Raw genomic sequence first — 25,856 nt, 5'->3', positions numbered from 1 at the left:
AGGGGATGGTGATGGCTATAAATTCCGATTACGTACAGCAGATGTCGACGCAGTTGGCGACTTACGAAGTTCAGTCGTCGCTGGATCGGCTTAACCGCAACGAGTCCCGCTACAAGGCCCAGCGTGAAGCGCTGAATTCGCTGCGCACGTCGATGACGACCTTCAAGTCCGCCATCACCAAGCTCAACAGCAGCACATCGAGCATGTTGACCAACAGTGCAACCTTCAGTCAGGAGGGTTATGCCACGGCTAGCGTGGGCACTACCGCAACGGCCGGTACCTATGACTTTTTCGTCGAGCGCCTGGCCAGCAAGCAGCAGGTCGCGGTACAGGGCTTGGTCGATGGCAGCCTGAGCGGCACCCTGACGCTGAATGCCCAATCGTTCGACCTCAGCCAGTACGCCACGCTTGGCGATGCCGCCACGGCGATCAACGACGCCGGTCTCGGTGTGCAAGCGACCCTGGTGCGCAGCAACGGCGCGGTCAGTCTGGTCGTCAGCAGTGAGCAAACCGGCGCTGCCAATGCATTCAGCCTCACGATGACAGGCAACGCTGCCGCGACCACGACCGCGCTATCGACTGCCCAGGACGCGATGGTTCGTATGGGTGGCAGCTATGGCGCGGGCGGCATCGAGCTGACCAGCGCCAGCAACACCTTTACCGACGTCATCGACGGCGTAAGCCTGACCGTGAGCAAGACGCATGCGGCGACCGACACCCCGCTGACCGTCACGGTGGGCCAGGACAAAGCTGGCACACAGGCCAAGGCGCAGACATTCATCGACGCCTTCAACGCCCTGATGACCAGTTTCGATTCGCTGACCGCCAGCGGCAGCGATAGCGCCAAACGCGGCGCACTGGCCGGCGATTCCAGCGTGCGTTCCATCGAAAGCCGCCTCAACAGCCTGTTGCGTGCCGACTTCGGCGGCAAGAGCCTGATCGAATTCGGCATCAGCGCCGACCGTAACGGCAAGCTGACGATCGATGCCAAGCGTTTCGAGGCCGCCGTCGCCAACGATCCTGCGGGCTTCGAGGAGCTGTTCACCGGCACCGACAAGCTGCTGGAGAGCATGGACAAGACTGTCGCCAGCTACACCAGCAGCACCAACGGCCTGCTGAAGAACCGCATGGACACGCTGGACATGAGCCTGCGCCGCATCGACGAGCAGTTCGAGACGCTCCAGCAGCAGTACGACACCCATTACAGCCGCTACCTGCGGCAGTTCACCAGCATGATGCAGACCATGCAGAGCATGGAGCAGACCAGCGGAATGTTCTCGATGCCCACCACATCGCAAGCTAACGGATTGTTCTCATGAACAGCTATCACCCCAACGACAGTTATGACAGCTACCGCTCGGTAGACCTCGAGGCACGTGCTGCCTCGGCTTCGCCTTACGAACTGGTGCTGGTGCTGATGGACGGCCTGCTGGACGAGCTGGCCCGCGCCCGCGGCCACATCGAGCACAAACGGTACCAGCAGAAGGGCGTATCGCTGGAAAAGTGTATGAACATCCTCAACGGCCTCAACGGTGCGCTTGATGAAGAGGGCGGCGGCGAGGTGGTTCAAAGGCTGGCACGGCTGTACGAGTACTGCATCTACCGGCTCTCGGACGTCAGCGTGTCGCTGTCGCTGGAAGGGCTGGACGAAGTGATCAACCTGCTCGGCATTCTCCGCGAGGGCTGGGAGGGCGTCAGTGCCGCCCGTAAGTGACAGCGAGCGCCTGATGGCGCTGCACGGCGAATTGCAGGCGGCGTTGCAGAGCAATGACTGGACCGCCGTGGCCACGGTTGATGCGGCGATTCGTCAGTGTCTCGAAACACTGGCCGGTCGGCTTGAACTGGACGAGCCGACGCACGCGGCCAAGAGCCGCCTCAAGCAGCTCCACGGGGAAGGCCTGCAAGCCTGCGCCGAAGAGTGCGAGCGTCTGCGCCTGCTGCTCTTGAACCACCTCGAGCACGCCGAAGGGCGTGCCGCCTACCAGCGCATTGATATGTTCCAAGCCGGAGACAGGGGATGATGATCCAGTCGATATCAGCAACGCGTACGGCAGCCAGTGGCGAATCCGCGGTGCCGGTTGCTGCGCGTGCGAGCCAGGGCGGGCAGGCCACTGTTGGTCAAGCCATGGCTGGCAGTGCCATGCGCGGTTTCGGCGAGCGCATGCTGCTGGCGTCGAGCGCGGGTGACGACCTGTCTTCCGAAATTTCTGCCTCCTCGCTGCAAGGCCCATTACCGGTATTGGCTGCTGAGCAGGGCCAGGTGCTGCAGGCAGGCGGCAGTGTCAGCCAGGGCAATGAAGCGCCCCAGGAGTTGACCCCTGAGCAATGGTTGCTGGGCATGATCGATCAGCAACTGGCCGAAATTCAGGCGCGTGATGCTGCACAACCGGGCGCCGCGCCTGCGCCACAGGCGCTTCCGCAGGCCACCACAGCGACCCCCGACGATCTGCTGAGCGCATTGCCGGGGCAGATCCAGATGACTGACGCCCCGCTCAATGCCGTGCCGGGCGATTCGCTGAACATTGCGAAGATGGCTGTTCAGGGCCGCACCGTTGAGCTGAACCCGGTGGCGACAGCCATGCCCAAGCCCATCGTTGAGATGAGTGTCGGCCAATCCCTGGCCGCCGCAGTCACGTCGGCCGATGCCATGCCGGCCGCGTCGCTGGACTCGCTTCTGGAGGTCGCTGAGCCACTGGAAGCGGGCGACCCTCTGGCCGCGACGGTCGAGCGCGGACAAAGCGCGCCGCTGCAGTCTGCGGACCGTGCGCTGAAGTTGCAGGCACCGGAGGCCAAGTGGGGCGAGCAGATGCTCCACGCCTTGCGCGAAAACGTCGATCTGCAAATCCAGCAGAAGATCCAGAGCGCCACCATCCGCCTCGATCCGCCGGAACTGGGCAGCATGGAAATCCTGCTCAACCACGAGTCGGGCCGGCTGAACGTACAACTGTCCGCAGCGAACGCCGATGTGGCGCGCCTGCTGCAGCAAACCAGTGACCGTCTGCGCCAGGAGCTGGTGGGCCAGCATTTCGTCCAGGTCAACGTGCAGGTCGGCGCCGACGGCGGCGGTCAGCAGGGCCAGCAGCGCCAACGCCCGGTGCTGGCAGGGGAAGAAACACCTCTGGCGGCCCGCCCGCAGGAGCAAGCGCCGGAACGCGAAAGTGCCCGGACCCGTGATGTCCTGGTGACGGTCTGAGCCGATTCAACCTAATTAGCCATTTGTGAGTGTGTTATGTCGACGCCCCGTATTGTTCTGCTGATGCTGTTGCTCAACGTCCTGACCGTTGCCGGTGGCGTTGGCGCCAGCTACTGGCTGCTCAAGCCCGGCCTGGAAGGCTCCAGCTCGGGCGAAGTCGCGGAGGCTGAACCGGTCGAGCCCTTGGAGTACGTGTTCTTCCCGGTGCAGAAGATCATCGTCAGCGTGCGCGGCGACGGACGTGAGCACTACTTCGTGCTGGACCTGGCGCTGCAGGCGGAGGTATCTGACGAGCCACCGAAATTCGAGCAGGCCGAGCCCATCGTGCGTAACTCGGTGGTGGGCTACCTGTCGTCCCTGCCTTTCGATGAATTGCGTGGGTTGAAGATCGGCGAGCTGCAGGAGCGTCTGGAGAAGGCGCTCTTCGCCGACTTCGCCAGCAAGAACGCAGCGGTGCCCTTCGAGCACGTGCTGGTCAACAAGCTGATCGTGCAGTAAAGGCCCCGCCATGAGTGCCACTTGCCCCATCGACTACTACGGCGCTACGCCGGCTGCCCCTTCGGTGTTCGCGCCGGCGGTCGAGCAGCGCTGGCTGATGCAGTACCTGCCGCTGGTCAAACGCATTGTTCGCCAGCTGTCACTGCAGGCCAACCAGGTGCTCGACCGTGAGGACATGGAACAGATCGGCATGATGGGGCTGCTCGAAGGCTTGCGTCGTTACGGCGAGCCGGACGAAGGCTTTGGCAAGTTCGCGTCCCTGCGTATCCGCGGCGCGATTCTCGATGAGCTGCGCCGCCAGGACTGGCGCCCGCGCCAAGTCCGCCAGCAAGCACACAAGGTGCGCGATGCGATCCGCGACCTGTCACGACAGCTGGGCCACGAACCCAGCGACGAGGAAATCAAGGCCCACACCGGCCTTGATGAAAAGGAATACCAGGCGTTCCTCTGTGCCGATTCATCAGAGGCCATCGAAAGCCTCGATGAGCTGCTGCAGAGCGGCCACGAGCATTTCCCGGACACCACCGAGCTGTTCGAGGAGCGCCTGATCAAGGAGCGCGTCTTGGCGCAGGCGCTGGCACGGCTGGACGAGCGTGAGCGCCTCGTACTAACGCTGTATTACCAGCACGAACTGAGCCTGAAGGAAATTGCCCTGGTGCTGGAAGTCAGCGATGCCCGGGTCTGTCAGCTGAGCAAACAGGCGATCGGCAAGGCCTGCCGATTCCTAACCGAGAGAAGTCAGTAGTCATGCAGAAAGTATTAGGCGCCTTCATCATCATCGGCTGCGTGCTGGGCGGCTACGCCATGGCGCACGGCGACATGCGCATGCTCTGGCAGCCGGCCGAGGTGGTCATCATTCTCGGTGCCGCGCTCGGCAGTCTGGTGGTCGGCAACCCCAAGGAAGTGCTGATCGAGATGCTGCATCAGATCAAGGGCGTCTTCTCCTACCAGCGTCGTGGCGAGGAGTTTCAGCGCCAATTGCTGATGCTGCTCTACGAACTGCTGGAAATGGTCGACGTCGGCGGCCTCAAGGTGCTCGATTCGCATATCGAGGAGCCGGAGCAAAGCGATCTGTTCGTTCGCTACCCGCTGATCCTTCAGGAAAAGAACCTGATGGCCTTTATCGCCGACAACTTCCGGCTGATGGCGATGGGCAAGATCAGCGCTCACGAGCTGGAAGGCTTTCTTGAGCAGGAGCTCGAAGCCATGGAGCACGCCCTGCTGCAGCCGGCGCGCTCATTGCACAAGATCGGCGAAGCCATGCCTGGCTTCGGCATCCTCGCAGCGATCATGGGCATTATCATCACCATGGGCAGCATCGGTGGCAGCGTCGCGGAAATCGGCGCGCACGTAGCGGCAGCGCTGGTCGGGACCTTCCTCGGCATCTTCTTCTGCTACTGCCTGATGGATCCGCTTTCGAACGCCATGAGCCAGCGGATCAAGACCGAACTCTCGGCGCTCGAATGCGTGCGCACCACGCTGGTTGCCCATGTCGCCGGCAAGCCCACACTGCTGGCGGTCGACGCCGGTCGCAAGCTGATCGAGCAGGACGTCAAGCCCGCTTTCCGCCAGCTGGAAAAATGGGTGACCCAGTACGAGGAAGAAAGGGACGCCGCATGAGGAGCCGGGACAAGAACAAGGGCGGCGGCGAGCACGAGATCATCATCAAGCGCCGCGGCAAGAAGGGTCACGGCGACGAGCATGGCGGTGCGTGGAAGGTGGCCTTCGCCGACTTCACCCTGGCGATGATGGCGCTGTTCATGGTGCTGTGGATCATCCAACCGCAGATGAATCAGACCAACCCGTCCTATGGCGAGATGGAGAGTAATCCGCTGGTCGATGGCGGGGCGGGTATCTTCGACGGCACCAGCACCTCACCGCTGGAACTTGACGGCGTACCGGTGCGCCCACCGCAGGCTGACGAAACCGAGCGCAAGGTAGGGAAAACCGACCAGGACGGCAGCCATAACTACGGTTCGACCGAAGAGCTGAAAAAGCTCGCTGAGTTGATGCGTGAGGTCGCCAGCGAAGTCGATGCGTTAGCGAACCTGGAAGTGGACGTGGTCCCGCAGGGGCTGCGCATTCTTATCAAGGACGACCAGCAGCGCTTCATGTTTCAGCGCGGTAGCGCGACCCTCAATCCGCATTTTCAGAAGCTGCTGGGCGTACTCGCCGGCGTACTGGCTAAGGTGGATAACAAACTGATCATCAGCGGCCATACCGACGCCACGCCCTATCGGCAGAAGAACGGTTACAACAACTGGAATCTGTCCGGGGATCGTGCCCTACGCGCCCGCAATGCGCTGGTCGATGCCGGTCTCGGTGAACGCGCGGTGCTGCAGGTGACCGCTCAGGCCGACGTCATGCCGCTGCAGCTTGAAGATCCGCAGAACGGTGCTAACCGCCGAGTGGAAATTCTGCTACTCACCGCTTCGGCCGAGGCGCTGTACAAGGAATTGTTCGGTGACAGCTACGGCAAGGTCCGCTTCTCCGAGAGCGGCGCGAGCTATAGCGGAGCGGCTGCAAATTGATAGGTCATTGGGCGCCCGCTCGTGGTGGGTTGCAGGTCTACGGAGCGAGCGCCTCAGCCATTGATTGCGAGCAAGCTCAATCCAAACAGGTAGGGCAATGCAGGCCGCAGCGCCGGGACGAGGCTCCTTGATTCGAACCCAGGAATTTGCCGTTTGTAGGAGCCAGCTTGCTGGCGAATCGGCGTCGAGGATGCCGCAATCCTCGATGCACGCCGCACCCTCATTCGCGAGCAGGCTCGCGCCTGCAAGTGCGCGATGCAAGTATCGGCTTCGGCACTTTATCTAGCGAAGATCCCACCCGTACGAGCCAGCTACCGGCATCGCGTCTAGCGTCGGATTCATCATGACGCCGACAGCCCATTACTACCACGCGTTATCGCAATTGCTGGCAGCCCTGCTTCATCCGCGGTTGGGGTGATCGTCCGCGCAATAAACCTGTCGCGTTTCTACGCCGTATAGGCACGAGCCGACCTGCTCGAGCGTGATGCGCGCCCCTTTGTGCGAGCCGTAAAACAGGTTGAACACCAGGTCATCGTCCATTTCGTCCTTTGATCCCAGGCCGTGCACCTGGCCTTCTTCCACGACCAGCGATGCCCGTCCGAGCAGATCGGTTTCCAGGCGACCGGACGCCTCGACGATGGCCGGCGCGTTGCGCGTCATGGAATAGAAACGGCCCTTGTTGAAGACCAGGCTCTGGCTGACCTTGAGGGTTGTGCCGTCGCTCAGCAGTACACGCCCGCTGGAACTGTAGTGGCCATCGAGGCTCGACGAAGCCGTTCCGGTGGTGCCCATCGCCACGAACGCCCATAGCAGCAGCGCAGCAGGCGCCATCACCCGCAGCATGCGTTTGCCGACTGCGCCGGTCTCGTTCTGGCTATTCATTGCAGGCACTCTTGTAAATGGTCACTGGGAATCGTCTGGACGCGGCTCTTGTGAACCTTGAGCCAATTGACCCGGCCGTCATCTTGCAGGCAACGAATCTCGTAGAAACCCGGGGACATGTTGACGATAAGACGGGCCGGTTCGGCACTCATGTTGGCCATGGTATCGACCAGAGGTCGGGTTTCCTTAACCAGCGAGTCGAGCAGGTGCTGGCTCTTCTCCACGTAAAGCACCTCGAGCGCGCCAGCATCGACCGTCTGCATGAACGAGGGTGCCGAGCTGCTGGCCAGGCGAAAGCCAAGCGTTGCCAGGCCCAGCAGCACCATCATGCCTGTACCGGCAAGCGCGAAGGTCTGCCATGAACGGTGCTGGCGTGCCGGTTTGGGCTGCTCGGTGATTGGCAGGGTGCTCGGGGCTGGCGACTTCACCACTACCGCGCTGGCGCCCGCCGGAACGACCGTTACAGGCGCGGCTTCGATTGAAGGCTGCAATTGATCCTTCAGGTATTGCGGGTTGTACAGGTAGCCGCGGCGCGGCAACGTCTGGATGATCTGATTACCAGAATCGAACAGGGCCTGGCGAAGCGTGTAGATCTGCTGATTAAGGCTGCCCTGGCCAACAACCCGTCCCTCCCAGGCATAAGTCATCAGCTCCTCACGGGATACAACCTCGCCGGGCGCCTGCAGCAGACGCTCCAGCACACGGCTGCCGGAAAAACCCAAGTCGAGTGTATCTTCGTGTTCATCGTCGACCCGCACGAGTTGAAACAGCGAGCGATCGAAGCGCGCTGTACAGCTGGCCCGGCCCGTTTTCAACAAGGGACAGACAAGGGCATCGATGGCCGGAGGGGTCAGAGATGAGGACATGAGCGCCTAGGTTCGGATTTCGCGAAGACAAGGTTTTACCGGTGTGATCACCTTGGCAAAACGAGACGGCGGCATATTGGCGCCGTTTTTTTGATCATGCAAGGCGGTTGCACCAAAAAGGCGCCGAACGGCCATCGAGTCTGCAGAGCAAATGCTGAGTGAAACAGGGCAGATAGAGGTGCTACAGCTGCCGTCAGCGGCTTAATTCGGCCTATATTGTGATGTGTTCTCTCGCTCAATCATCACAGCCGTTTGTCGGAGCATGCCCGTTCGGGTATTCCCAGAAACGAAAAGCCCCGACGAGTCGGGGCTTTTCGTTGCCAGTCAATAGCGACCGGCGATGTTGTGTACCGCTTAGCCCAGCAGCCCCATGACCATGCCTGGCATCTGACCAGCTTGCTTGAGCATGGAGATGCCCGACTGCATGAGCATGGAGTTCTTGCTCATGTTGGCGCTTTCGATGGCGAAGTCAGCATCCATGATCCGGCCCTTGGCCATCTCGGTGTTGTCCTTCATGTTCGCCAAGTTGTTGTTTACGTGGTTCAGGCGGTTGATGCTCGAACCGAACTGCGCACGCACTTCACCGAGCGAGTTAAGCACTGTTTCCAGTTTGGTAATGCTGGCGTTGGCGTTGTTGACTGCTGTCTCAGGCGGGCCAGCAGTGATTGTGGCGATTTCGGTACCCACTGCAGCGGCACCGTTTGCAGTGAAAATAGCGGATGCGGCACCCAAGTTGGTAGCCAGCGTGCCAAGTTTGGCAGAAGCATTGACTACCATCGTCTCGCTTGCGCTGGAGCCAATCTGAAAGGTCACGCCTGCGGCCAGACCGAATTTACCGGTGGCACCATCATTAGTAGTGCCGTTGCTGAACAGGCCTTCACCGGCGTACTTGGTGTTCTTGAATATGTTCAGCAGCTCTTTACCCAGTTCGTCGTACTCGGACTGGATCGACTTGAGGTCAGCAACGCCATTGGTGCCGTTGGCAGCCTGAGTCGCCAAGTCCTTCATGCGCTGGGTAATGTCGGTCATTTCGCTGAAGGCGCCTTCGGCGGTCTGCAGCATTGAGGTCGCGTCGCCGGTGTTGCGCATTGCGACACCCATGCCGCGGCTCTGGGCGTTCAGCCGGGTTGCGATCTGTAGACCAGCGGCGTCATCAGCTGCCGAATTAATGCGCAGGCCAGTGCCCAGGCGCTGCTGGTTGGTGGCCAGGGAGCTGTTTGACTTGTTCAGCGCGGTGTTGGTGGTCAGCGCGGAATAGTTGGTATGAATGGACAGTGCCATGGTCTAAATCCTTCTGATTAGCGAGCGTTCAGCTCGTAAAAGCGCGGTGCGGCGAACCATTCGAGGGGTCGCCGCGAGCGGGTGGTTTTAACCCAGCAGGCCCATGACCATGCCCGGCATCTGGCCAGCTTGCTTGAGCATGGAAATACCCGACTGCATGAGCATCGAGTTCTTGCTCATGTTGGCGCTTTCGATGGCGAAGTCGGCATCCATGATCCGGCCCTTGGCCATATCAGTGTTGTCCTTCATGTTCGCCAGGTTGTTGCTGGTGTGGTTCAGACGGTTGATGTTGGCGCCGAACTTGGCACGCATCGAACCGACGTTGTTCAATGCTGTTTCCAATGCGGTGATGGTGGTACCGGCGTTTGCCGCTGTGTCCATGGTGCCGGCCTGGACAGTAGTGGTCAGCTCGGTGCGCAGTGCCGTCATGTCGGCGGTAACGTCCATGGTCAGCTTCTCGGCAGCGGAAGCACCGATCTGGAAGTTGACTGCTGCGGAGAACTTGCCGCCAGCTGCGAACAGTGCTTCACCGGCGTACTTTGTGTTGCTGACGATGTTGACCAGCTCTTTGCCCAGCTCGTCGTACTCGGACTTCAGCGAGGTGCGGTCGGATACGCCGTTGGTGTCGTTCGCGGCCTGGGTCGACAGATCCTTCATGCGCTGCAGAATGTCGGTGACTTCGCTGAAGGCGCCTTCTGCGGTCTGCAACATCGAAGTTGCGTCGCCTACGTTGCGCATGGCGACGCTCATGCCGCGGCTTTGAGCGTTCAGGCGGGTAGCGATCTGCAGGCCGGCGGCGTCATCGGCAGCGGAGTTAATGCGCAGGCCGGTGCCCAGGCGCTGCTGGTTGGTGGCCAGGGAGCTGTTCGACTTGTTCAGTGCCGTGTTAGTGGTCAGCGCGGAGTAGTTGGTGTGAATGGACAGTGCCATGAAGATGATCCTTTTTGCATTGGGCTGTTAGGAGCTGGCTTGACTGCCTGCTGAAAGGGAAGGGCGACAGCACCGCGCAAGGGATTAAATCCTGACGTCAAAAAATATTGTTAGTTGGTGTTGGACAGGTCCAATCAGTCGGTTGGGACTTGTTTGTCCGATGCAAAAAACGGCGTCAATTCTCGTTCATGTAGGAGCCAGCTTGCTGGCGATTGGAGCTGCCGCTCCGATCATCGCGAGCAAGGTCGCGCCTGCAGGGCATGCTTTAGAGCGTTGATGATGCTCCGTACATGGGCGTTACCAGAGGGGGCTCCACGATCGGCCTCTTTCCGAGTCCGTTCTAAAACGTACTAGTGACCACCCCGCTCTCAATCACCTTCGCGTCGATCACCTTGCCGCTACCGACATTGCGAACCCGAATAACGTCGCCTGGCTGACCATCGGCCAAGGCTTCGCCGGAGGTGGAGGCTTGGATGCCGTCGTTGCTGGCGACGATCTTCACCGGCTGGCCGCGTTTGACCGCCATGGCCTGTTCGAGCAGCGCCGGGGTGATGGTCTGTCCTGCGCGGATGCGGCGTTTGGCAGCGAGGCCGACCACCTCTTCGATTCGGTTGTAGTACCCACGCCGGGCCTTGGCGACGTTGATGCGCTGCAGCTTGAGGTCGCCCGCCGTCAGCGTCTGGCCGCGGTCGATGATGCCTTCGGCGTGAACGGCAGGCAGGAAGACATGGGCCTGGCCTGTGGCGTTCGTTGACCAGCCGGGTGTGTCGACGCAACGAATCTGCAGGTTCTGTCGTTCCATGGCAGACGGCGCTTCGCCTGTTGCCTGGACCCGCAGTACGTCAGAGCAAGGCGGCAGGTTGGCTGCGCTGGCCGGCACGCTGATTTCGTAGCGCAGTTGCATGCCTTGCCAGCCCTGACGCGCGGCCTGCTGTTCGAGCATCAGTCGCAGGTGATTCTCCACTGCCTGCTGAACCTGCGTTGTGGCGTCCGCGTGCGCCTGCGACGTGACACTCAACAGCAGGAGGATGACGACCGACCATGCGGAAGACGCTTTTCCGCTTCCGCATGCTTGCCCTTCGCCAAGCGGAAGAAAGCGCTTGTTGCGTTCTGGTTCGGTGGCTTTTTCAGCTTTGTAAATCAATGGCTTACCTGTATCTGTGGGTTCGGCACGCTTTCTGCAAAACGTCTTGAAAGCAGCGGGCTGGGTTCAGCCTGCACAGGCTGCAAAGGGTATCGGTAAATGAGTATACGGATTGATGAGGCGCTGGGCGTTCACGAGCGCGCCCTCGGTTTGCGCATGCAGCGCAGCGAGATTCTCGCGGCGAACCTGGCCAACGAAGACACCCCGGGCTTTCAGGCGCGGGACATCGATTTCAGCAAGGAAATGCAGCGGCTCGACAGCAGCACCTCGCCGCGCGCCAGCCTCGCCGGAACCGATCCGCGCCTGCTGTTTCGCGTGCCGGGACAGGCCTCGCAGGACGGCAACACCGTCGAGCTGTCGACCGAGCAGGCGCAGTTCTCGCGCAACTCGATGGATTTCCAGACCAGCCTGACCTTCGTCACGATGAAATTTCGTGGTTTGAAGCAAGCCATCGAGGGCCGTTAAGTCATGTCATTCGATTCCATTTACCGCATCGCCGGCTCGGCAATGAACGCCCAGACCGTGCGTCTGAACACGGTGGCGAGCAACCTGGCCAACACCGATTCGGCCGCCAACAACGCCGCCGACGTTTACCAGGCGCGCAAGCCGATGTTCGCGGCCGTGTACGAGAATAACTCGCTGACCCGCGGCGTCGGCCTCGGCGGCGCTCATGTGCAGGTACTCGACGTGGTCACCTCCGGCGCCGAGCCCAAGCGCCGCTACGAGCCGGGCAATCCGCTGGCGGATGGCAAAGGCTACGTCTACTACCCCGACATCAACGAGATCGAAGAGATGACCGACATGATGTCGGCCACGCGCAGCTTCGAGACTGGTGTCGAGGTACTCAACCGGGTCAAAAGCATGCAGCAGAGCCTGCTGCGGCTGGGAGAATCCTGATGGCGGTGACCAATAACCTTCAGGGCAGCGGTCTGTCCGGCAGCCATGCCAGTGACCTGCCCAAGCAGGCGGTGAACGTCAGCGATTCCACACAGATGGAAAACAACTTCATCAGCCTGATGGTTGCGCAGATCAAGTACCAGGACCCGACCAAACCGGTCGACAGCACCGAGTTTCTCAACCAGTTCTCGGCCATGTCCCAAGTCAAGAGCATGGAGAACCTCGCCACCGTGGCGAAGAACAACCTGGTCTTGACCGACAACCTGCAGACCCTGACGGCCGCTGGCCTGGTTGGCCAGCAAGTCAGTGTTGCAGTCGAGTCGTTGGATCTCGGTGGGCAGGCCGTCAGAGGCGGCTTCGACCTGAGTCATGCCTCGCCCCGCACCGCATTGCTGCTGACCGACTCCAATGGCACCCAGACCCGTATCGAGTTGGGCGCGCAGTCCGCTGGCAAGGTGCCTTTCGTCATCGATCCAGCCAAGCACGGCCTGCGCGACGGCCAGTACAGCATCAGCATCGAGTCGGAAAACGGCGAATTCCCCCAGGTGGAAGTCGCCGGTCAGGTCTCCAACGTGCGCGTCAGCGCCGAAGGCCCGGTGCTGCAAGTGAAGGGCGTCGGTTCGGTGCCTTTCTACAACATCCTCGAATTCGCCCAGGCTGACGCCGGGCTGCTCGGCGGCTGAGTCCCCTGGGCTCGCCAGTCTTCATTTCCTTTTAAGTACGAGATCAGCCCATGAGCTTCAATATCGCCCTGACCGGCCTGTCCGCCGTCAACGAACAACTCAACACCATTGGCAACAACATCGCCAACGCCGGCACCGTGGGCTTCAAGTCCTCGCGCGCCAACTTCGGTAGCCTCTACGCCGAGAGCCAGGCCATGGGCGTCGAAGTCACCGGCACCAGCCAGAGCATCAGCCAGGGCGGCGCCCTGACCACCACCAACCGCAGCATGGACCTGGCCATTTCCGGCGGCGGCTTCTTCGTCACCCGTGCGAGCAACGGCGATGTGAGCTACACCCGTGCCGGGGTGTTCGGCACCGATAAGGACAGCTACCTGACCAACAGCCTCGGCCAGCGCCTGCAGGGCTACCCGGCCGACGCCACCGGCAACCTGCAAACCGGTACCGTCAGCGACCTGCAGCTCAAGGCCGGCGGACTGCCCGCCAAGGCCACTGACGAGCTGAGCTTTGTCGCCAACCTGGATGCTAACCAGGACGTACCGGCAGTAGCCTTCGATCCGCTGGTTGCCGACAGCTACAACTCCACCTACACCACCAAGCTGTACGACTCCCAGGGCAAGGAACATACCCTGACGCAGTACTTCGCCAAGACCGCTGACAACAGCTGGAACGCTCACTATTACGTCGACGGCGCCGCCATCGCCGGCCCGCAAGCGCTGACCTTTGACGGCGCTGGCACGCTGGCCGCGCCCATTGGCAAGGTCCCGCTGAACGCCGCTCTGACCGGCGGCGTCGATCCGCTGGCCATTCAGCTCGACTACAGCGGCACTAGCCAGTACGGCTCGAAATTCAGCGTCACCAGCAACCGCGCCACCGGCTATTCGGCGGGCGAGCAGACCGGCATGAGCGTCGAGAAGGACGGCAAGGTCTACGCCAGCTATTCCAACGGTGAGCGTCTGCTCCAGGGCCAGGTTGTGCTGGCCAGCTTCGTCAATGCCGAAGGCCTGAAGAACATCAGCGGCACCGCCTGGACTGAAACCGCTGCTTCCGGCGCGGCCATGCTCGGTGCGCCGGGCGTCGGCCAGTACGGCAGCCTGGCCAGCGGCGCGCTGGAAAGCTCCAACGTCGACCTCACCCAGCAGCTGGTAGGCCTGATGGAAGGCCAGCGTAACTACCAGGCCAACACCCAGGTCATTTCCACTAACAAGGAACTGACCCAGGTTCTGTTTAGCGCACTCTGAGGCTGATCCATGGATCGTTTGGGATACACGGCGATGACCGCCGCCAGCCGCACGATGATGTCGCTGCAGGTGCGCTCCAACAACCTCGCCAACGTCAACACACCGGGTTTTCGTGCAGACCTCGAGCGCGCCGAGGCCGTGGCGGTCGAAGGCTACGGCTATGACAGCCGACACATGGCCGTGGTGGAAAACAACGGCGTGAGCCTGGCGGCTGGCCCGATGGTCGCCACTGGGCGCGCTCTGGATTTCGCGGTCAAGGGCAACGGGCTGATCGTCTTGCAGGATGGCGAAGGCGAGGCCTACACCCGCCAGGGCAGCATGCAGATCGATGCTGAAGGTCGCCTGACCCTGAACGGTCGCGCCGTTATGGGCGAGGGCGGGCCGATCGAACTGCCTGAGCATGAGCGGGTAGAAATCGGAAACGACGGCACCGTGTCGATCATGGCGCCGGGCGATTGGATGATGGCCGAAGTGGACCGCATCCGCTTGGTCGACGTTGCGGCTGCCGACCTGACGAAGAACGAGGCTGGCCTGCTGGTGACGCGCAACGGCGAACCGGCCGCGCCCAGCGAAGACGTGCGCCTGGCCAGCGGTTATCTCGAGTCGAGCAACGTCTCGGCGATCGACGAACTGGCCTCGACCATGAGCCTCAACCGCCTGTTCGAAACCCAGGTAAAGATGATGAAAGCCGCCGAGGACCTCTCCGACGCCGGCAACCGAATGATCCGCGGCAGCTGATCGGGAGATAACGCATGAATTCCGCACTTTGGGTCAGCAAGACCGGCCTGGCCGCCCAGGACACCGCGATGGCGACCGTCGCCAACAACCTGGCCAACGTCAACACCAACGGCTTCAAGAGCGACCGCGCGGTCTTCGAAGACCTGTTCTACAGCATCGACAAGCAGCCCGGCGCTCAGGCGGACGAGATCAACACCGTGCCGTCGGGCATCCAGCTGGGCAGCGGCGTGCGTGTTGCCGGCACCCAGAAGGTCTTCACCGAAGGCAGCATCCAGACCACCGGTCAGCCGATGGACCTGGCGATTGTCGGCCGAGGCTTCTTTCAGGTCGAGTCGCCTAACGGTGACATCCTCTACACCGAGAACGGTCAGTTCCAGCTTAACGCTGAAGGTGTGATGGTCAACGCTCAAGGCCTGCCGTTGGCGCCGGCCATCGAAGTGCCGCAGGGCAGTACCGGCTTCACCGTCGGCGCCGATGGCATCGTTACCGCTGTGCTGGCCGGTGACACCCTGCCGTCGGAGCTGGGCCAGATCACGCTGGTCAACTTCACCAATCCGGGTGGCCTGGAAGCCCTCGGCGGCAACCTCTACCGCGAAAGCGTTGCCAGCGGCGAAGCCGTCGAAGGCGTACCGGGCGAAGAAGGCCTCGGCCAGCTCAAGCAAGGCGTACTGGAAGGCTCCAACGTGCAAGTGGTCGAGGCCATGGTGGCGATGATCGCCATCCAGCGCGCCTACGAGGCCAACGCCAAGGTTCTCGATGCCGCCAGCGGCATGCAGCAGTTCCTCAACCAGACCGTCTGAGAATCGTGATGCGTACGCCCATTCTGCTCGTCGTGCTGGCCTTGCTCGGCGGTTGCGCCAGCTTCAACGAAATGCTGCCGGAAGCGCCTTCGACCGAGTACGAGCCGCTGGAGCTGGATTACAGCCTGCCGCCGACCACTGGTGGCGGCCTGTTCCGTTCCGGCTACACCGGCTCGCTGATCAGCGATCGGCGTGCCGTGCGAGTGGGCGACATCCTTACCGTGGTGCTGGACGAATCGACCCAGTCGAGCAAGAGCGCCGGCACCAGCTTCGGCAAGGAATCGAGCATCGGCGTCGACGTGCCGACGGTGCTCGGCAAGGCCTATCCGGACGTGGCGACCTCTGCCGGTGCCGAACGCGACTTCAAGGGCTCGGCCAAGAGTTCACAGCAGAACACCCTGCGCGGCTCCATCGCCGTCAGCGTGCACCGCGTGCTGCCCAACGGCACCCTGCTGATCAAGGGCGAAAAAGCCCTGCGCCTGAACCAGGGGGACGAATTCATCCGCCTGACCGGGCTGGTGCGCATCGACGACATCAACCGCTACAACCAGGTGTCCTCGCAGAGCGTGGCCAACGCCAAGATTTCCTACGCTGGTCGTGGCGTGCTCAACGACAGCAACTCGGCCGGCTGGCTGACGCGGTTCTTCGCGTCGCCGCTGTTCCCTCTTTAAGCCTTGAACATGAGTAGCCCGATGCAATCGCTCAAGCTGTTTCTCGCCGCCTGTGCGCTGTGCTGGCAACTGCCGGCCCATGCTGTGCCGCTGATGGATCTGGTGGATGTCGAGGGCATCCGTGGCAACCAGCTGATCGGCTACGGGCTTGTAGTAGGCCTGGACGGCACCGGCGACAAGAATCAGGTCAAGTTCACCAGCCAGTCGGTGACTAACATGATCAAGCAGTTCGGCGTGAACCTGCCGCCGAACGTCGACCCCAAACTGAAGAACGTCGCCGCGGTGACCATCACCGCCACCGTGCCGCCGTCCTACAGCGCCGGCCAGACCGTGGACGTCACCGTATCCTCGTTGGGTGATGCCAAGAGCCTGCGAGGGGGCCAGCTGCTGATGACGCCGCTGCAGGGTGTCGACGGTGAGATCTACGCGCTTGCACAGGGCGCGGTGATCGTCGGTGGCGTCAATGCCGAGGGCGCCAGTGGCTCCAAGGTCGCCATCAACACCTCCAACACCGGCCTGATCCCGAACGGCGCAACGGTTGAACGGATGATTCCCAGCGACTTTACCGAACGCCCCGAGGTAATGCTCAACGTCCGCCAGCCTAGCTTCCAGACCGTTACCCGCGTGGTCGATGCGGTGGACGCCTACTTTGGCAAAGGCACTGCGACTGCGCTGAACGCCACCAAGGTGTCGATCCGGGCACCGCTCACCAGCACCCAGCGCATGAGCTTCATGGCCATGCTCGAACGCCTTGAAGTGGAAGAAGGGCGCACCCGGCCGAAGGTGGTCTTCAACAGCCGTACCGGAACGGTGGTGGTGGGTGAGGGTGTACGGGTCAAGGCTGCAGCCGTGGCGCATGGCAGCCTGACGGTCACCATCAGCGAGAACCCCCAGGTCAGCCAGCCGAATGCCTTTGCCGGCGGCGAAACCGTGGTCACGCCGCAGTCGGACGTCACCATCGAGCAGGACCGCAAGGCCATGTTCAAGTGGCCCGAGGGTGCCAGTCTGGAAAGCATCATCAGCACTATCAACAGTCTCGGCGCCACACCCGACGACGTGATGAGCATCCTGCAGTCGCTGGAACGCGCCGGCGCACTGAACGCCGAACTGATCGTGATGTAACGACTATGAGCATCGTATCCCTCCCCCAACACCTCAACACCCTGCGCAACCGCCAGGACGGCCCAACCGCAGCCCGGCGCCAGCAGCTTGAAGTCGTCGCCGAGCAGTTCGAGGCGATGTTCCTGCAGCAAATCCTCAAGCAGATGCGCAAGGCCGGCGATGTGCTCGGTGCCGGCAACCCGATGCGCAGCCGCGAGCTGGACACCATGCGCGACTTCTACGACGAAGTCCTTGCTGACACCCTGGCCGGCAAACGCCAGACCGGGATCGCCGATATGCTGGTGCAGCAGCTCAGTGGTGAGGCCGTCGGCGCGCCCGCGCCGACGGCACTGGCCGGTCACGCTGGCAGTGGTTTGCAAAGCGGTGGCCTGCACGCGCTGCGTGGCACCTGGCAGCGCGGCGTCGATGCCTTGGACAGCGCCTGGGAAAGCGGCAAGGCCGGCTTCAAGTCGCTGGTCGACAGCGTGATCAAGCATGAGTCCAGTGGCAACATCGCCGCCGTCTCGCCCAAGGGCGCGCGTGGCCTGATGCAGCTGATGCCCGGCACCGCACGGGACATGGCAGCCGAGCTCGGCCTGCCCTTCAGCGAGGCGCGGCTGACCACCGACGCCGAATACAACAAGCGTCTCGGCAGCGCTTACCTGAACAAGATGCTCGATCGCTACGACGGTCATCAGGCGCTGGCGCTGGCGGCCTACAACGCCGGTCCCGGGCGGGTGGACGAATGGCTGAAGAGCCACGGTGACCCGCGCAAGGGCGAGATCGGCACGGGCGCCTGGGTGCAGAAGATCCCCTTTGCGGAAACGCGAAATTACACCCGCAACATCCTCAACGATCTCAGTGCCGCTTCGCCGGCGCCGAGCGAACCACGGGCCCAGTTGCAGGCCGTTCCGCCTGTTGCTCCATCGCCGCTTAATTCCGTCGCCGATCCGGTCGCTCTTTCTACAGGGCGCAGTGTTGCTGGCGCCCACCTCTCGGTGGCGTTTGCGCAACCGATCCGGATCGAGCCGAAGGAAATCGTGTCGTGAGTATTCTTGGTCAAATTGGCTACAGCGGCGTTCGCGCCTCGCAGATCGCCCTCTCGGCGACCGGGCAGAACATCGCCAACGTCAACACGCCCGGCTTCAGCCGCCTGCGACCAGACCTGCAATCGCTCGGCGGGCAGACTTCGGTCAGCATTGGCGGCGGCGTGCAGGTCGGCAGCATCCGGCGCCTGTCCAACGACTTCCAGAATCAGCAGCTCTGGCGCGCCGGCACCGACCAGAACTACTTCAATACCAGCCAGCAGTACCTGACCGCCCTCGAAGGCCTGATCGACAGCGAAGGCTCGAGCGTCAGCGTTGGCCTGGACAACTTCTTCGCCGCGCTCAGCGAAGCCAGCTCGACCCCCGAATCCATCGCCTTGCGCCAGCAGATCATCGGCGAGTCGAAGCAGTTGGCGCAGCGTTTCAACGGGCTGAACAGCAACATCGGCACCCAGCTCAACGCCCTGCAGGGCCAGCGCGTGGCGATGACCAGCGAGATCAACGGGCTGTCCGGCAACATCGCCGAGCTGAACGCGCAAATCCGCGAAATGGAATCCTCGGGCCGCGACACGGCGACCCTGCGCGACTACCGCGAGAATCTGGTCAAGGATCTCAGCCAGTATGCTGGTATCCGCGTGCAGGAAGCCGCTGACGGCACCCTGAATGTCTCGCTGGCCAACGGTCAGCCACTGGTGGCCGGGGCAACGGCGGGGCAGTTGAAGATCAACGCGAACCTCGCCGGTGAGCAGGAGATGACGCTGGTCTTCGCCAAGACCACCTTTCCGCTCAACCAGCAGGGCATCGGTGGTTCACTCGGCGGCCTCTACGACATGGAATACGGCGCGCTGCGCCCGGCCCAGCAGGACCTGCACGACATGGCCTCGGCCGTGGCGACGATGATCAATGACGCCCTTGCCGGTGGCTTCGATTTGAACGGTAATCCCGGCCAGCCCCTGTTCAGCTACAACGCCAGCAGCACCAGCGGCATGCTGGCGGTCAACGCCCTGGGCGCTTCGGAACTGGCGTTCTCCGGCGCCGCTGGCGAAGTCGGCAACAACAAGACCCTGCTCACCATGCTTGATCTCAAGTCGGCGGGTGTCACGGTTGCCGGCAACACCGTACCGCTCAACGACGCCTACGCCGGCCTTGTGGGCCGCGTTGCCAGTGCCAGCCGGCAGAACCAGGCGGACCTGCGCGCTGCGACCACCGTGGCCGAGCAGGCCCAGGCCCAGCGCGACAGTGTCAGCGCGGTCAACCTGGACGAGGAGGCCGTCAACCTCATGGCTTACGAGCAGGCCTACCAGGCCAACATGAAAGTCATCAGCACTTCCAACGATCTGTTCAACGCCGTACTGGCGATGTTCTGAGCCGGCGCGAGCCGGTTCGACTGACGAGAAAGACACCATGCGCATCTCCAACGCCCAGATCACCGCCATGATGCACGGCTCGATGAACACCAGCTCCGAGAAGCTCGGCAAGCTGATGCAGCAGATGGCCACCGGCGAGCGCATGTTGATGCCCTCGGATGACCCGATCTCCGCCGTACGCGTGCTGCGCATCCAGCGCGAAGAAGCGACGCTGACCCAGTACCGCACCAACATCGCCAACGTGTCCGGCAACCTGTCCAAGCAGGAAGCCAACCTCAAGGCGGCGTCGGACACCATGCTCAACGTGCGCGACCTGCTGCTGTGGGCCGCCAACGGCAGCAACACCAGTGAAGACCTGGCCGCCATCGCCAACGAAATGGGCAATCTGGAAAGGACCATCCTCAGCTTCGCCAACGTGCGCGACGAAGAAGGTCGTTACCTCTTCTCCGGCACCCTCAGCGACCGACCGGCCATTACCTTCGACGCTGCCACCCAGAGCTACGGGCTGACCGGCAACGATCAATACCGCCAGGCGGCAGTCGCCAATGGTGTACTGGTCGAGGAGAATGTCACCGCTGCGCAGGTGTTCGGTGGCGGCGTCGGTATGCTCAACGACCTCAACACCCTGGTGAAAATGCTCGCCGATCCGGCGCTGGACGCCAACGATCCGGCGGTGCAGGCCTCGATCAGCGCCACGCTCAACAGCCTCGACAAGACCCACGGCGACCTGCTCGGTGCAGTGTCGGAGCTGGGCGGGCGGCAGAACACCCTGACGTTGCTGTCGAGCAGCAACGAGGACGTCTCGCTGGTAAACCAGAAAATCGACGGCGAGCTGTCGCAACTCGATTACGCCACGGCCAGCATCGACCTGAACAACTATCAGCTGTCGCTGCAGGCGACGCAGAAAACCTATTTGAAGATCAACGGGCTGTCGCTGTTCGGCATGCTCTGACCGAGGTAGCGTGAATGAAGATTGGCAAGCAGCTCCCCGCTGTTTCCGCAATCAACCCACAGGAACGCCGCGAGGCGCTGCTGAGGGATGCGCCTGCGCCGCTGCGGGCCGGTGCGCCGGCCGAAACGCCGCACACCGAGACGACGCCCAGCAAGAACACCAGCTTCAGCCTGCAGCTCAATCAGCAACTGTCCTCGATGCAGTCGGCCGACAGCTACCTCGGCGATCTGCAAACGCGTCTGTCGCAACTCAAGCTCAACCTCAGCCGCCAGATCAGCTCGCCGCAGCCCAACGGCGAGGAGAGCATTCGCCAGACCGTGCAGCAGGTCGGCGAGTTGCTCAAAGAGCGCAGCAAACGCTCCGGCAATTCCCTGGACGCCAATCTCAAACTGCGACTGACCGAGCCGGTGCGCAGCCGTTTCAGTCTGCAAGGGCTGGAGTCGCTGGACAAGATTCGCCAGTCCGGCCGCGAGACGCTGCTGTTCAGTGGCGGTCGGCAACTGGCCGAGCCGGTGGCCGTGGTGCTCGACGACGAGATGAGCGACGAGCAGATTCTGCGCCGTTTCAACGGCAGCCTGGGCCAGGCTGGTATTCGCGCCGAACTGGATCAGAACGGCGAGCTGATGTTTTCCGCCCGCGAAGGCGACTGGCAAAAGCTCAAGGATCAACTGGCGGTGCAGGGCGAAGGCAAGCTGTTCGACAAAGGCCGATACGTCCGCGTGCAGAGCGAGGACGAGCAACTGCTGAGCTTCCCCGAAGAGCTGCAGCTCGACTCCTTCCGCGAACTGCGGCGACTGCTTGACTCGGTGGTGGCCGGGCTCGACAAGGTCACCTCGCTGCGCGAGCAGCTGAGCAACCGCCAGCAGGAAATCCGCGAGTTTCTTGCCCGTCAGGCTCATGCCGATGAGAAGCAGTGGGCGATGGACTTCTCCCGCTCGGTGTTCAACCTGATGCAGCGCAGCCCTTCCAGCTACGCGGCGGTCACCCAGACCGTTGTGGCACAGGCGACCATCAGCCGCTTTGCGGTAGTCAGTCTGCTCTCCTGATCGATGCTGCGCCGGGCCTGTTAGGGCCCGGTGCGATCGATAAATTTCACATCCGAAGGCCGGCCCATCGGCAGCGTTTGCACGGTATCGCCCAGCTTGCCGCTGTCGGGGTCGCGCGCCAGTACCACCAGTGCATCGCTCTTCTGATTGGCAATGAGCATGAACTGGCCGCTCGGGTCGATGGCGAACTCCCGCGGCTCGCGGCCTTCACTGTCGCGCTGCTGGATCTCGCGCAGGGTGTCGTTCTCCTCGATGGCGTAGACCATGATGCGGTTCTTCTCGGCGCGGTCACTGACGTAGAGAAAGCGACCGTCCGGCGAAGGATGGATGGCGCCGGGCGAATGCTGACTGACGTCGCCGCCGGCCGCCAGATCCACCAGCTGACGCTGCACCAGGCTGCCGTCGACATGGTCGAAGCGCGCCACCTGAGCGCTCAGCTCCAGGGTTGCGTAGGCCTGGCTGCCGTCCGGGCTGAACACCAGATGACGCGGTCCGCTGCCGTCCGGCAGGCTGATGAAGGCTGGATCGGCCGGCGACAGCGGGCGCTCGGCGTTGGCCGGGTCGTAGCGATAGACGAAGATCTTGTCGGCGCCCAGGTCGCTGACGAACAGGGTCTTGCCATTCGGCGACATCACCGCCGAATGAACGTGAGGCGATTGCTGGCGCTCCGGGTGCGCTTCGCTGGCCTTGTGCGTGGCGATCTGGGTGACCGGCATAAGCGTCCCATCCTTGGCCAGCGGCACCACCGCGAGGCTGCCACCCGGGTTTGCTCGCGAGCCGTAGTTGGAGACGAACAGGTAGCGTCCGTCACGGCTCTGGCTCAGGTGGGTGGGTTCGTCGCCCAGGGTGATCTGCTGCTCCAGAACCGATAACTTGCCGCTGGTCGGCGCCAGGATGAAAGCGCTCACACGTCCCACCGGGTCAGGGTGTCCCGGCCCGTTCTCGTTTACCGCGTAGACCCGGTTGCGGTTCAGGTCCAGGGTCAGCCAGGACGGGTTGTGGGTCCGTACGACCTGCAGCGGTTGCGGTTCGATCAGGCCGGTTTCGGCATCGAACTGCATGCGGTAAATCCCTTCGCTGTTGCCTTCACTGGTGTAGCTACCGATCAATACTTGATACATGGGTGCTGCTGCTCCCGAGGTGCTGAATGCCAAGAGGGCGGCGGCAATGCCGAGGCGTTGCCGCCGCAGTAGGCCGCGCAATGGACTGCGCATGGGCTGCTCCCGTCATGTCGATGGGGCGTGCGCCCCTGATCTGGATTGGAGCGCGGAAGCGGAAAAAGTTTTCCCGACATTGTCGATTTCTCCCATCGCCGGTCGACCAGAGAAAACAGCAATCGTCCTCGGGGATGCCGCGATGCGCTATCTGTGCCTGGTCTACCTGAATGAAGACGCCGTGGCGGCACTGTCGCCAGGTCTTCACGCCGCGCTCGATGCCGAGTGCCGTGAGTACCACGCGCAGCTGCGGCGCAGCGGCGAGCTGATCGTCGCTGAAGCGCTGCAGCCGGTGTTGAGCGCTACCACCCTGCGCCGCCAGGGCGACCGCCTGCTCCTGCGCGACGGGCCGGTGCGCGACGGCTCCGAGCAGCCCGCGGCGATCTATCTGTTCGAGACCCAGGACCTCAATGATGCGATCCGTCTGGCCGCGCGCCTGCCGGCGGCACGGCTGGGCAGCGTCGAGGTGCGTGCGCTGGGGGCACGGGCGCCGCCTTGATACGCCGCGAGTGTGATTGAGCCGAATCATCAACCAAGAGGACAGCGAGATGAACAGCCCCAGCCAAACGCAGGACGAAACCCGGATTCGCCAACTCACCGAAACCTTCGAAAAGGCCACTGTACGCAAGGACCTGGACACCATCATGGCGCAGTACGCCGCAGACGTACGGGCCTTCGATGCGGTCGGTCCGCTGCAATTCAAGGGCGCCGATGCGTACCGCCAGCACTGGCAGAACTGCTTTGATTTTTGCCAGGGCGAGGGCTATTTCGAAATCAGTGAGCTCGAAGTCAACGTCAGCGGAGACCTGGCCTATAGTCATTTTCTGAGCCATTGCGGCGGCACCGATGAAAAAGGCGACATGCAGTCCGGATGGATGCGCGGCAGCCGTTGCTGGCGTCGGCAGGACGGCGACTGGAAGGTCGTCCATGAGCATTTCTCGATGCCATTCGACATGGCCAGTGGTCAGGTCAACTTCGGCATCGAACCCGAACCACGGGCTGGCATCGCCAGCTGATCGACCCCTTCGTCCCGTCGCTGCCCGCACGGCAGCCGGCGGGCGCTACCGGAGAAGGACATGAAATACCTGTGCCTGATCTATTACGACGAGCAGCGTGTGGATTCAATGACTGACGAGCAGTGGGCGGCGCTGGTCGAGCAATGCGTTGCCAACAGTGAGCGGCTGAAGGAAAGCGGCCAGTTCCTGGCCGGCGAGCCGCTGCAATCAGTGCGTACTGCCAAAACCGTACGGGTTCGTGAGGGCGCGGTGTCGGTCGTCGACGGCCCGTTCGCCGAAACCCGCGAGCAACTGGCAGGCTTCTATCTGATCGAAGCGCAGGATCTGGATGAAGCGCTGCACCTGGCGGCGAAGATCCCACCCGCGCAGCTGGGCAGCATTGAAGTTCGCCCGTTGCGCCAGTTACCTGATCGTTGATCGATGCCTGAGCGGGGCAGGCCGCCCTCGACCGAGCACATCGGTGCTGGGCCGACGCTGGCCGAAATCGACACCCTGTACCGCACGCAATCGCGGCGGGTGTTGGCGACGCTAATCCGCCTGTTGGGCGATTTCGAGCTGGCCGAGGAAGCCCTGCATGACGCCTTTATCGCGGCGGTGCAGCAGTGGCCGCGTGACGGTCTGCCTTCCAATCCTCGTGCCTGGCTGGTCTCGGCTGGTCGCTTCAAGGCCATCGACGGGCTGCGCCGGCGGGCACGTTTCGATGCATCCCTGAGCCTGCTGGCCGATCAGCTGGACAGCCACAACGAGCTTGAGTGGGAGCGTGAAGACCTCGAAGACGACCGCCTGCGGCTGATCTTCACCTGCTGCCACCCGGCGTTACCGGCCGATGCGCAGGTGGCGCTGACGCTGCGCGAAGTCTGCGATCTCAAGACCGAAGAGATTGCCCGAGCCTTTCTTGCCTCACCCAGCACCATTGCCCAACGCATCGTCCGCGCCAAGCAGAAGATTCGCGACGCGGGCATTCCCTACCGAGTACCCACACACGAAGAGCTGCCGGCTCGGCTGGATAACGTGAAGCGGGTGATCTACCTGGTTTTCAATGAAGGCTATTCCGCCTCCCGCGGCAGCGAGCTGACCCGTGCCGACCTCTGCGCCGAGGCTATCCGGCTCGGGCGTCTGCTGCTTGAGCTGTTGCCCGATCCTGAGCTGATGGGGTTGCTGGCCCTGATGCTGCTGCATGACTCCCGCCGCGCCGCGCGTACCGATGAGGCGGGCGAGCTGGTGCGCCTCGATGAGCAGGACCGCAGCCGCTGGAATCAGGCGCAGATTGTTGAAGGCGCCGCGCTGGTAGAGCGGGCGCTCGCCTCCAGGCGCTTCGGCCCTTACACCGTGCAGGCCGCCATCGTTGCCGTGCATGCCGAGGCGCACAGTGCTGCGCAGACTGATTGGGCGCAAATCGTCGGGCTTTACGACCTGTTGCTGCGCATCAGCCCGTCGCCGGTCATCGAACTCAACCGCGCGGTAGCCCTGGCGATGCGTGACGGCGCCGGGGTCGGGCTGGCTGCCATCGACGAACTGCTGGTCCGCGGCGGACTGCGCGATTACCACCTGCTGCACTCCGCCCGCGCTGACTTCTGCCGTCGACTGGGCCGCCTGGACGAAGCCCGTGAAGCCTACCGAACCGCGTTGGGCCTGGCTCAGCTGGAGCCGGAAAAGCGCTTTTTGCAGCAGCGCCTCGATGAGCTGGATGCCGAGCAGCGCAAGGCTTGAAAGCGATCGTGAGTAAGCTCGCTCCTACAAGGATGACGCTCCCGAAGCAGCG

Annotated in this window: 30 protein-coding genes; 24 read left to right on the top strand and 6 right to left on the bottom strand. The window is 62.6% G+C overall.

Annotation, left to right across the window (positions count from 1 at the left end):
- Positions 1–11 precede the first annotated feature (11 nt).
- Genes fliD through ALTERO38_RS19210 form a run of 8 tightly spaced genes read left to right on the top strand, consistent with a single transcriptional unit; the run spans position 12 to position 6,222 of the window.
- The gene (fliD, locus tag ALTERO38_RS19245) at positions 12–1,319 is read left to right on the top strand and encodes a flagellar filament capping protein FliD (RefSeq protein ID WP_159969358.1); all 1,308 of its coding nucleotides are present in this window, start codon (positions 12–14) and stop codon (positions 1,317–1,319) included.
- Positions 1,316–1,714 carry a flagellar export chaperone FliS gene (fliS, locus tag ALTERO38_RS19240; RefSeq protein WP_159969357.1) on the top strand — a complete coding sequence of 133 codons (399 nt, stop codon included), beginning with the start codon at positions 1,316–1,318 and terminating at the stop codon, positions 1,712–1,714. Before fliD ends, fliS begins: the two co-directional genes overlap by 4 nt.
- On the top strand, positions 1,698–2,021 hold the full coding sequence (locus tag ALTERO38_RS19235) for a hypothetical protein (protein WP_102837146.1): 324 nt from the start codon (positions 1,698–1,700) through the stop codon (positions 2,019–2,021). The genes fliS and ALTERO38_RS19235 overlap by 17 nt, the downstream gene beginning before the upstream one ends.
- Positions 2,018–3,193: a flagellar hook-length control protein FliK gene (locus tag ALTERO38_RS19230; protein WP_159969356.1), complete on the top strand. Its 1,176-nt coding sequence runs from the start codon at positions 2,018–2,020 to the stop codon at positions 3,191–3,193. Before ALTERO38_RS19235 ends, ALTERO38_RS19230 begins: the two co-directional genes overlap by 4 nt.
- Positions 3,194–3,229: 36 nt before the next feature.
- Positions 3,230–3,691, top strand: coding sequence for a flagellar basal body-associated protein FliL (gene fliL / locus ALTERO38_RS19225; protein WP_159969355.1), 462 nt, complete (start codon positions 3,230–3,232; stop codon positions 3,689–3,691).
- A gap of 10 nt (positions 3,692–3,701) precedes the next feature.
- Positions 3,702–4,436 carry a FliA/WhiG family RNA polymerase sigma factor gene (locus ALTERO38_RS19220; protein WP_159969354.1) on the top strand — a complete coding sequence of 245 codons (735 nt, stop codon included), beginning with the start codon at positions 3,702–3,704 and terminating at the stop codon, positions 4,434–4,436.
- A gap of 2 nt (positions 4,437–4,438) precedes the next feature.
- Entirely contained in the window at positions 4,439–5,311 is an 873-nt protein-coding gene (gene motA, locus ALTERO38_RS19215) for a flagellar motor stator protein MotA (RefSeq protein WP_045422662.1), read from the top strand.
- Positions 5,308–6,222, top strand: coding sequence for an OmpA family protein (locus ALTERO38_RS19210; RefSeq protein WP_159969353.1), 915 nt, complete (start codon positions 5,308–5,310; stop codon positions 6,220–6,222). Before motA ends, ALTERO38_RS19210 begins: the two co-directional genes overlap by 4 nt.
- Before the next feature lie 399 nt (positions 6,223–6,621).
- Here the strand turns inward: ALTERO38_RS19210 and ALTERO38_RS19205 are convergent, their stop codons facing one another.
- The 5 genes from ALTERO38_RS19205 to flgA form a co-directional block, all read right to left on the bottom strand.
- Positions 6,622–7,104 carry a hypothetical protein gene (locus ALTERO38_RS19205; protein WP_148925835.1) on the bottom strand — a complete coding sequence of 161 codons (483 nt, stop codon included), beginning with the start codon at positions 7,102–7,104 and terminating at the stop codon, positions 6,622–6,624.
- A complete protein-coding gene (locus tag ALTERO38_RS19200; RefSeq protein WP_159969352.1) occupies positions 7,101–7,970 on the bottom strand; it encodes a transcriptional regulator in 870 nt (289 codons plus the stop codon). The genes ALTERO38_RS19205 and ALTERO38_RS19200 overlap by 4 nt, the downstream gene beginning before the upstream one ends.
- 354 nt (positions 7,971–8,324) lie before the next feature.
- Positions 8,325–9,251, bottom strand: coding sequence for a lateral flagellin LafA (gene lafA, locus ALTERO38_RS19195; protein ID WP_159969351.1), 927 nt, complete (start codon positions 9,249–9,251; stop codon positions 8,325–8,327).
- 87 nt (positions 9,252–9,338) lie between these two features.
- The gene (gene lafA, locus ALTERO38_RS19190) at positions 9,339–10,181 is read right to left on the bottom strand and encodes a lateral flagellin LafA (protein WP_148925838.1); all 843 of its coding nucleotides are present in this window, start codon (positions 10,179–10,181) and stop codon (positions 9,339–9,341) included.
- A gap of 340 nt (positions 10,182–10,521) precedes the next feature.
- Positions 10,522–11,325: a flagellar basal body P-ring formation chaperone FlgA gene (gene flgA / locus ALTERO38_RS19185; protein WP_256663923.1), complete on the bottom strand. Its 804-nt coding sequence runs from the start codon at positions 11,323–11,325 to the stop codon at positions 10,522–10,524.
- A 99-nt stretch (positions 11,326–11,424) separates the two neighbouring features.
- Between flgA and flgB the strand changes: the two genes are divergently transcribed.
- The 12 genes from flgB to ALTERO38_RS19125 are packed head-to-tail and all read left to right on the top strand — an operon-like array spanning position 11,425 to position 21,864.
- Complete coding sequence (flgB, locus tag ALTERO38_RS19180; protein WP_148925839.1) at positions 11,425–11,790, top strand: flagellar basal body rod protein FlgB; 366 nt, start codon at positions 11,425–11,427, stop codon at positions 11,788–11,790.
- A 3-nt stretch (positions 11,791–11,793) separates the two neighbouring features.
- Complete coding sequence (gene flgC / locus ALTERO38_RS19175; protein ID WP_148925840.1) at positions 11,794–12,222, top strand: flagellar basal body rod protein FlgC; 429 nt, start codon at positions 11,794–11,796, stop codon at positions 12,220–12,222.
- The gene (locus tag ALTERO38_RS19170; protein WP_159969350.1) at positions 12,222–12,905 is read left to right on the top strand and encodes a flagellar hook capping FlgD N-terminal domain-containing protein; all 684 of its coding nucleotides are present in this window, start codon (positions 12,222–12,224) and stop codon (positions 12,903–12,905) included. Before flgC ends, ALTERO38_RS19170 begins: the two co-directional genes overlap by 1 nt.
- A 50-nt stretch (positions 12,906–12,955) precedes the next feature.
- Positions 12,956–14,143, top strand: a complete 1,188-nt coding sequence (gene flgE, locus ALTERO38_RS19165) for a flagellar hook protein FlgE (RefSeq protein WP_159969349.1) — start codon at positions 12,956–12,958, stop codon at positions 14,141–14,143.
- 9 nt (positions 14,144–14,152) lie between these two features.
- Entirely contained in the window at positions 14,153–14,881 is a 729-nt protein-coding gene (flgF, locus tag ALTERO38_RS19160) for a flagellar basal-body rod protein FlgF (protein ID WP_159969348.1), read from the top strand.
- A gap of 14 nt (positions 14,882–14,895) precedes the next feature.
- Entirely contained in the window at positions 14,896–15,681 is a 786-nt protein-coding gene (flgG, locus tag ALTERO38_RS19155) for a flagellar basal-body rod protein FlgG (RefSeq protein ID WP_159969347.1), read from the top strand.
- 8 nt (positions 15,682–15,689) lie between these two features.
- The gene (gene flgH, locus ALTERO38_RS19150; protein WP_178114608.1) at positions 15,690–16,352 is read left to right on the top strand and encodes a flagellar basal body L-ring protein FlgH; all 663 of its coding nucleotides are present in this window, start codon (positions 15,690–15,692) and stop codon (positions 16,350–16,352) included.
- Between the two features lie 21 nt (positions 16,353–16,373).
- Complete coding sequence (locus ALTERO38_RS19145) at positions 16,374–17,474, top strand: flagellar basal body P-ring protein FlgI (RefSeq protein ID WP_159969345.1); 1,101 nt, start codon at positions 16,374–16,376, stop codon at positions 17,472–17,474.
- A gap of 5 nt (positions 17,475–17,479) precedes the next feature.
- Entirely contained in the window at positions 17,480–18,502 is a 1,023-nt protein-coding gene (locus tag ALTERO38_RS19140) for a transglycosylase SLT domain-containing protein (RefSeq protein WP_102837132.1), read from the top strand.
- The gene (flgK, locus tag ALTERO38_RS19135; protein ID WP_159969344.1) at positions 18,499–19,866 is read left to right on the top strand and encodes a flagellar hook-associated protein FlgK; all 1,368 of its coding nucleotides are present in this window, start codon (positions 18,499–18,501) and stop codon (positions 19,864–19,866) included. The genes ALTERO38_RS19140 and flgK overlap by 4 nt, the downstream gene beginning before the upstream one ends.
- Before the next feature lie 37 nt (positions 19,867–19,903).
- Positions 19,904–20,818 carry a flagellar hook-associated protein FlgL gene (gene flgL, locus ALTERO38_RS19130; RefSeq protein ID WP_148925848.1) on the top strand — a complete coding sequence of 305 codons (915 nt, stop codon included), beginning with the start codon at positions 19,904–19,906 and terminating at the stop codon, positions 20,816–20,818.
- A 14-nt stretch (positions 20,819–20,832) separates the two neighbouring features.
- Entirely contained in the window at positions 20,833–21,864 is a 1,032-nt protein-coding gene (locus tag ALTERO38_RS19125; RefSeq protein WP_148925849.1) for a hypothetical protein, read from the top strand.
- Between the two features lie 20 nt (positions 21,865–21,884).
- On the opposite strand, the gene ALTERO38_RS19120 is transcribed toward ALTERO38_RS19125, so the two are convergent.
- The gene (locus ALTERO38_RS19120) at positions 21,885–23,078 is read right to left on the bottom strand and encodes a lactonase family protein (RefSeq protein WP_159969343.1); all 1,194 of its coding nucleotides are present in this window, start codon (positions 23,076–23,078) and stop codon (positions 21,885–21,887) included.
- Between ALTERO38_RS19120 and ALTERO38_RS19115 the strand changes: the two genes are divergently transcribed.
- From ALTERO38_RS19115 to ALTERO38_RS19100, 4 genes are read left to right on the top strand one after another with little or no spacing between them, the layout of a single operon-like run.
- Positions 23,077–23,577 (top strand): YciI family protein, encoded by a 501-nt coding sequence (locus ALTERO38_RS19115; RefSeq protein WP_256663922.1) that lies wholly within the window; start codon positions 23,077–23,079, stop codon positions 23,575–23,577. The genes ALTERO38_RS19120 and ALTERO38_RS19115 overlap by 2 nt on opposite strands.
- Positions 23,578–23,626: 49 nt before the next feature.
- Positions 23,627–24,094 (top strand): nuclear transport factor 2 family protein, encoded by a 468-nt coding sequence (locus ALTERO38_RS19110; RefSeq protein ID WP_159969342.1) that lies wholly within the window; start codon positions 23,627–23,629, stop codon positions 24,092–24,094.
- A 60-nt stretch (positions 24,095–24,154) separates the two neighbouring features.
- Positions 24,155–24,511: a YciI family protein gene (locus ALTERO38_RS19105; protein WP_159969341.1), complete on the top strand. Its 357-nt coding sequence runs from the start codon at positions 24,155–24,157 to the stop codon at positions 24,509–24,511.
- Positions 24,512–24,514: 3 nt separating this feature from the next.
- Positions 24,515–25,804 carry an RNA polymerase sigma factor gene (locus ALTERO38_RS19100; protein WP_256663921.1) on the top strand — a complete coding sequence of 430 codons (1,290 nt, stop codon included), beginning with the start codon at positions 24,515–24,517 and terminating at the stop codon, positions 25,802–25,804.
- Positions 25,805–25,856: the final 52 nt, after the last annotated feature.

It is taken from the genome of Pseudomonas sp. 9Ag, assembly GCF_902506445.1.
Lineage (GTDB): Bacteria > Pseudomonadota > Gammaproteobacteria > Pseudomonadales > Pseudomonadaceae > Stutzerimonas > Stutzerimonas stutzeri_AB.
The sequence above is the reverse complement of the archived record's forward strand: the minus strand, read 5'-3'. Positions and strand labels throughout refer to the sequence as shown.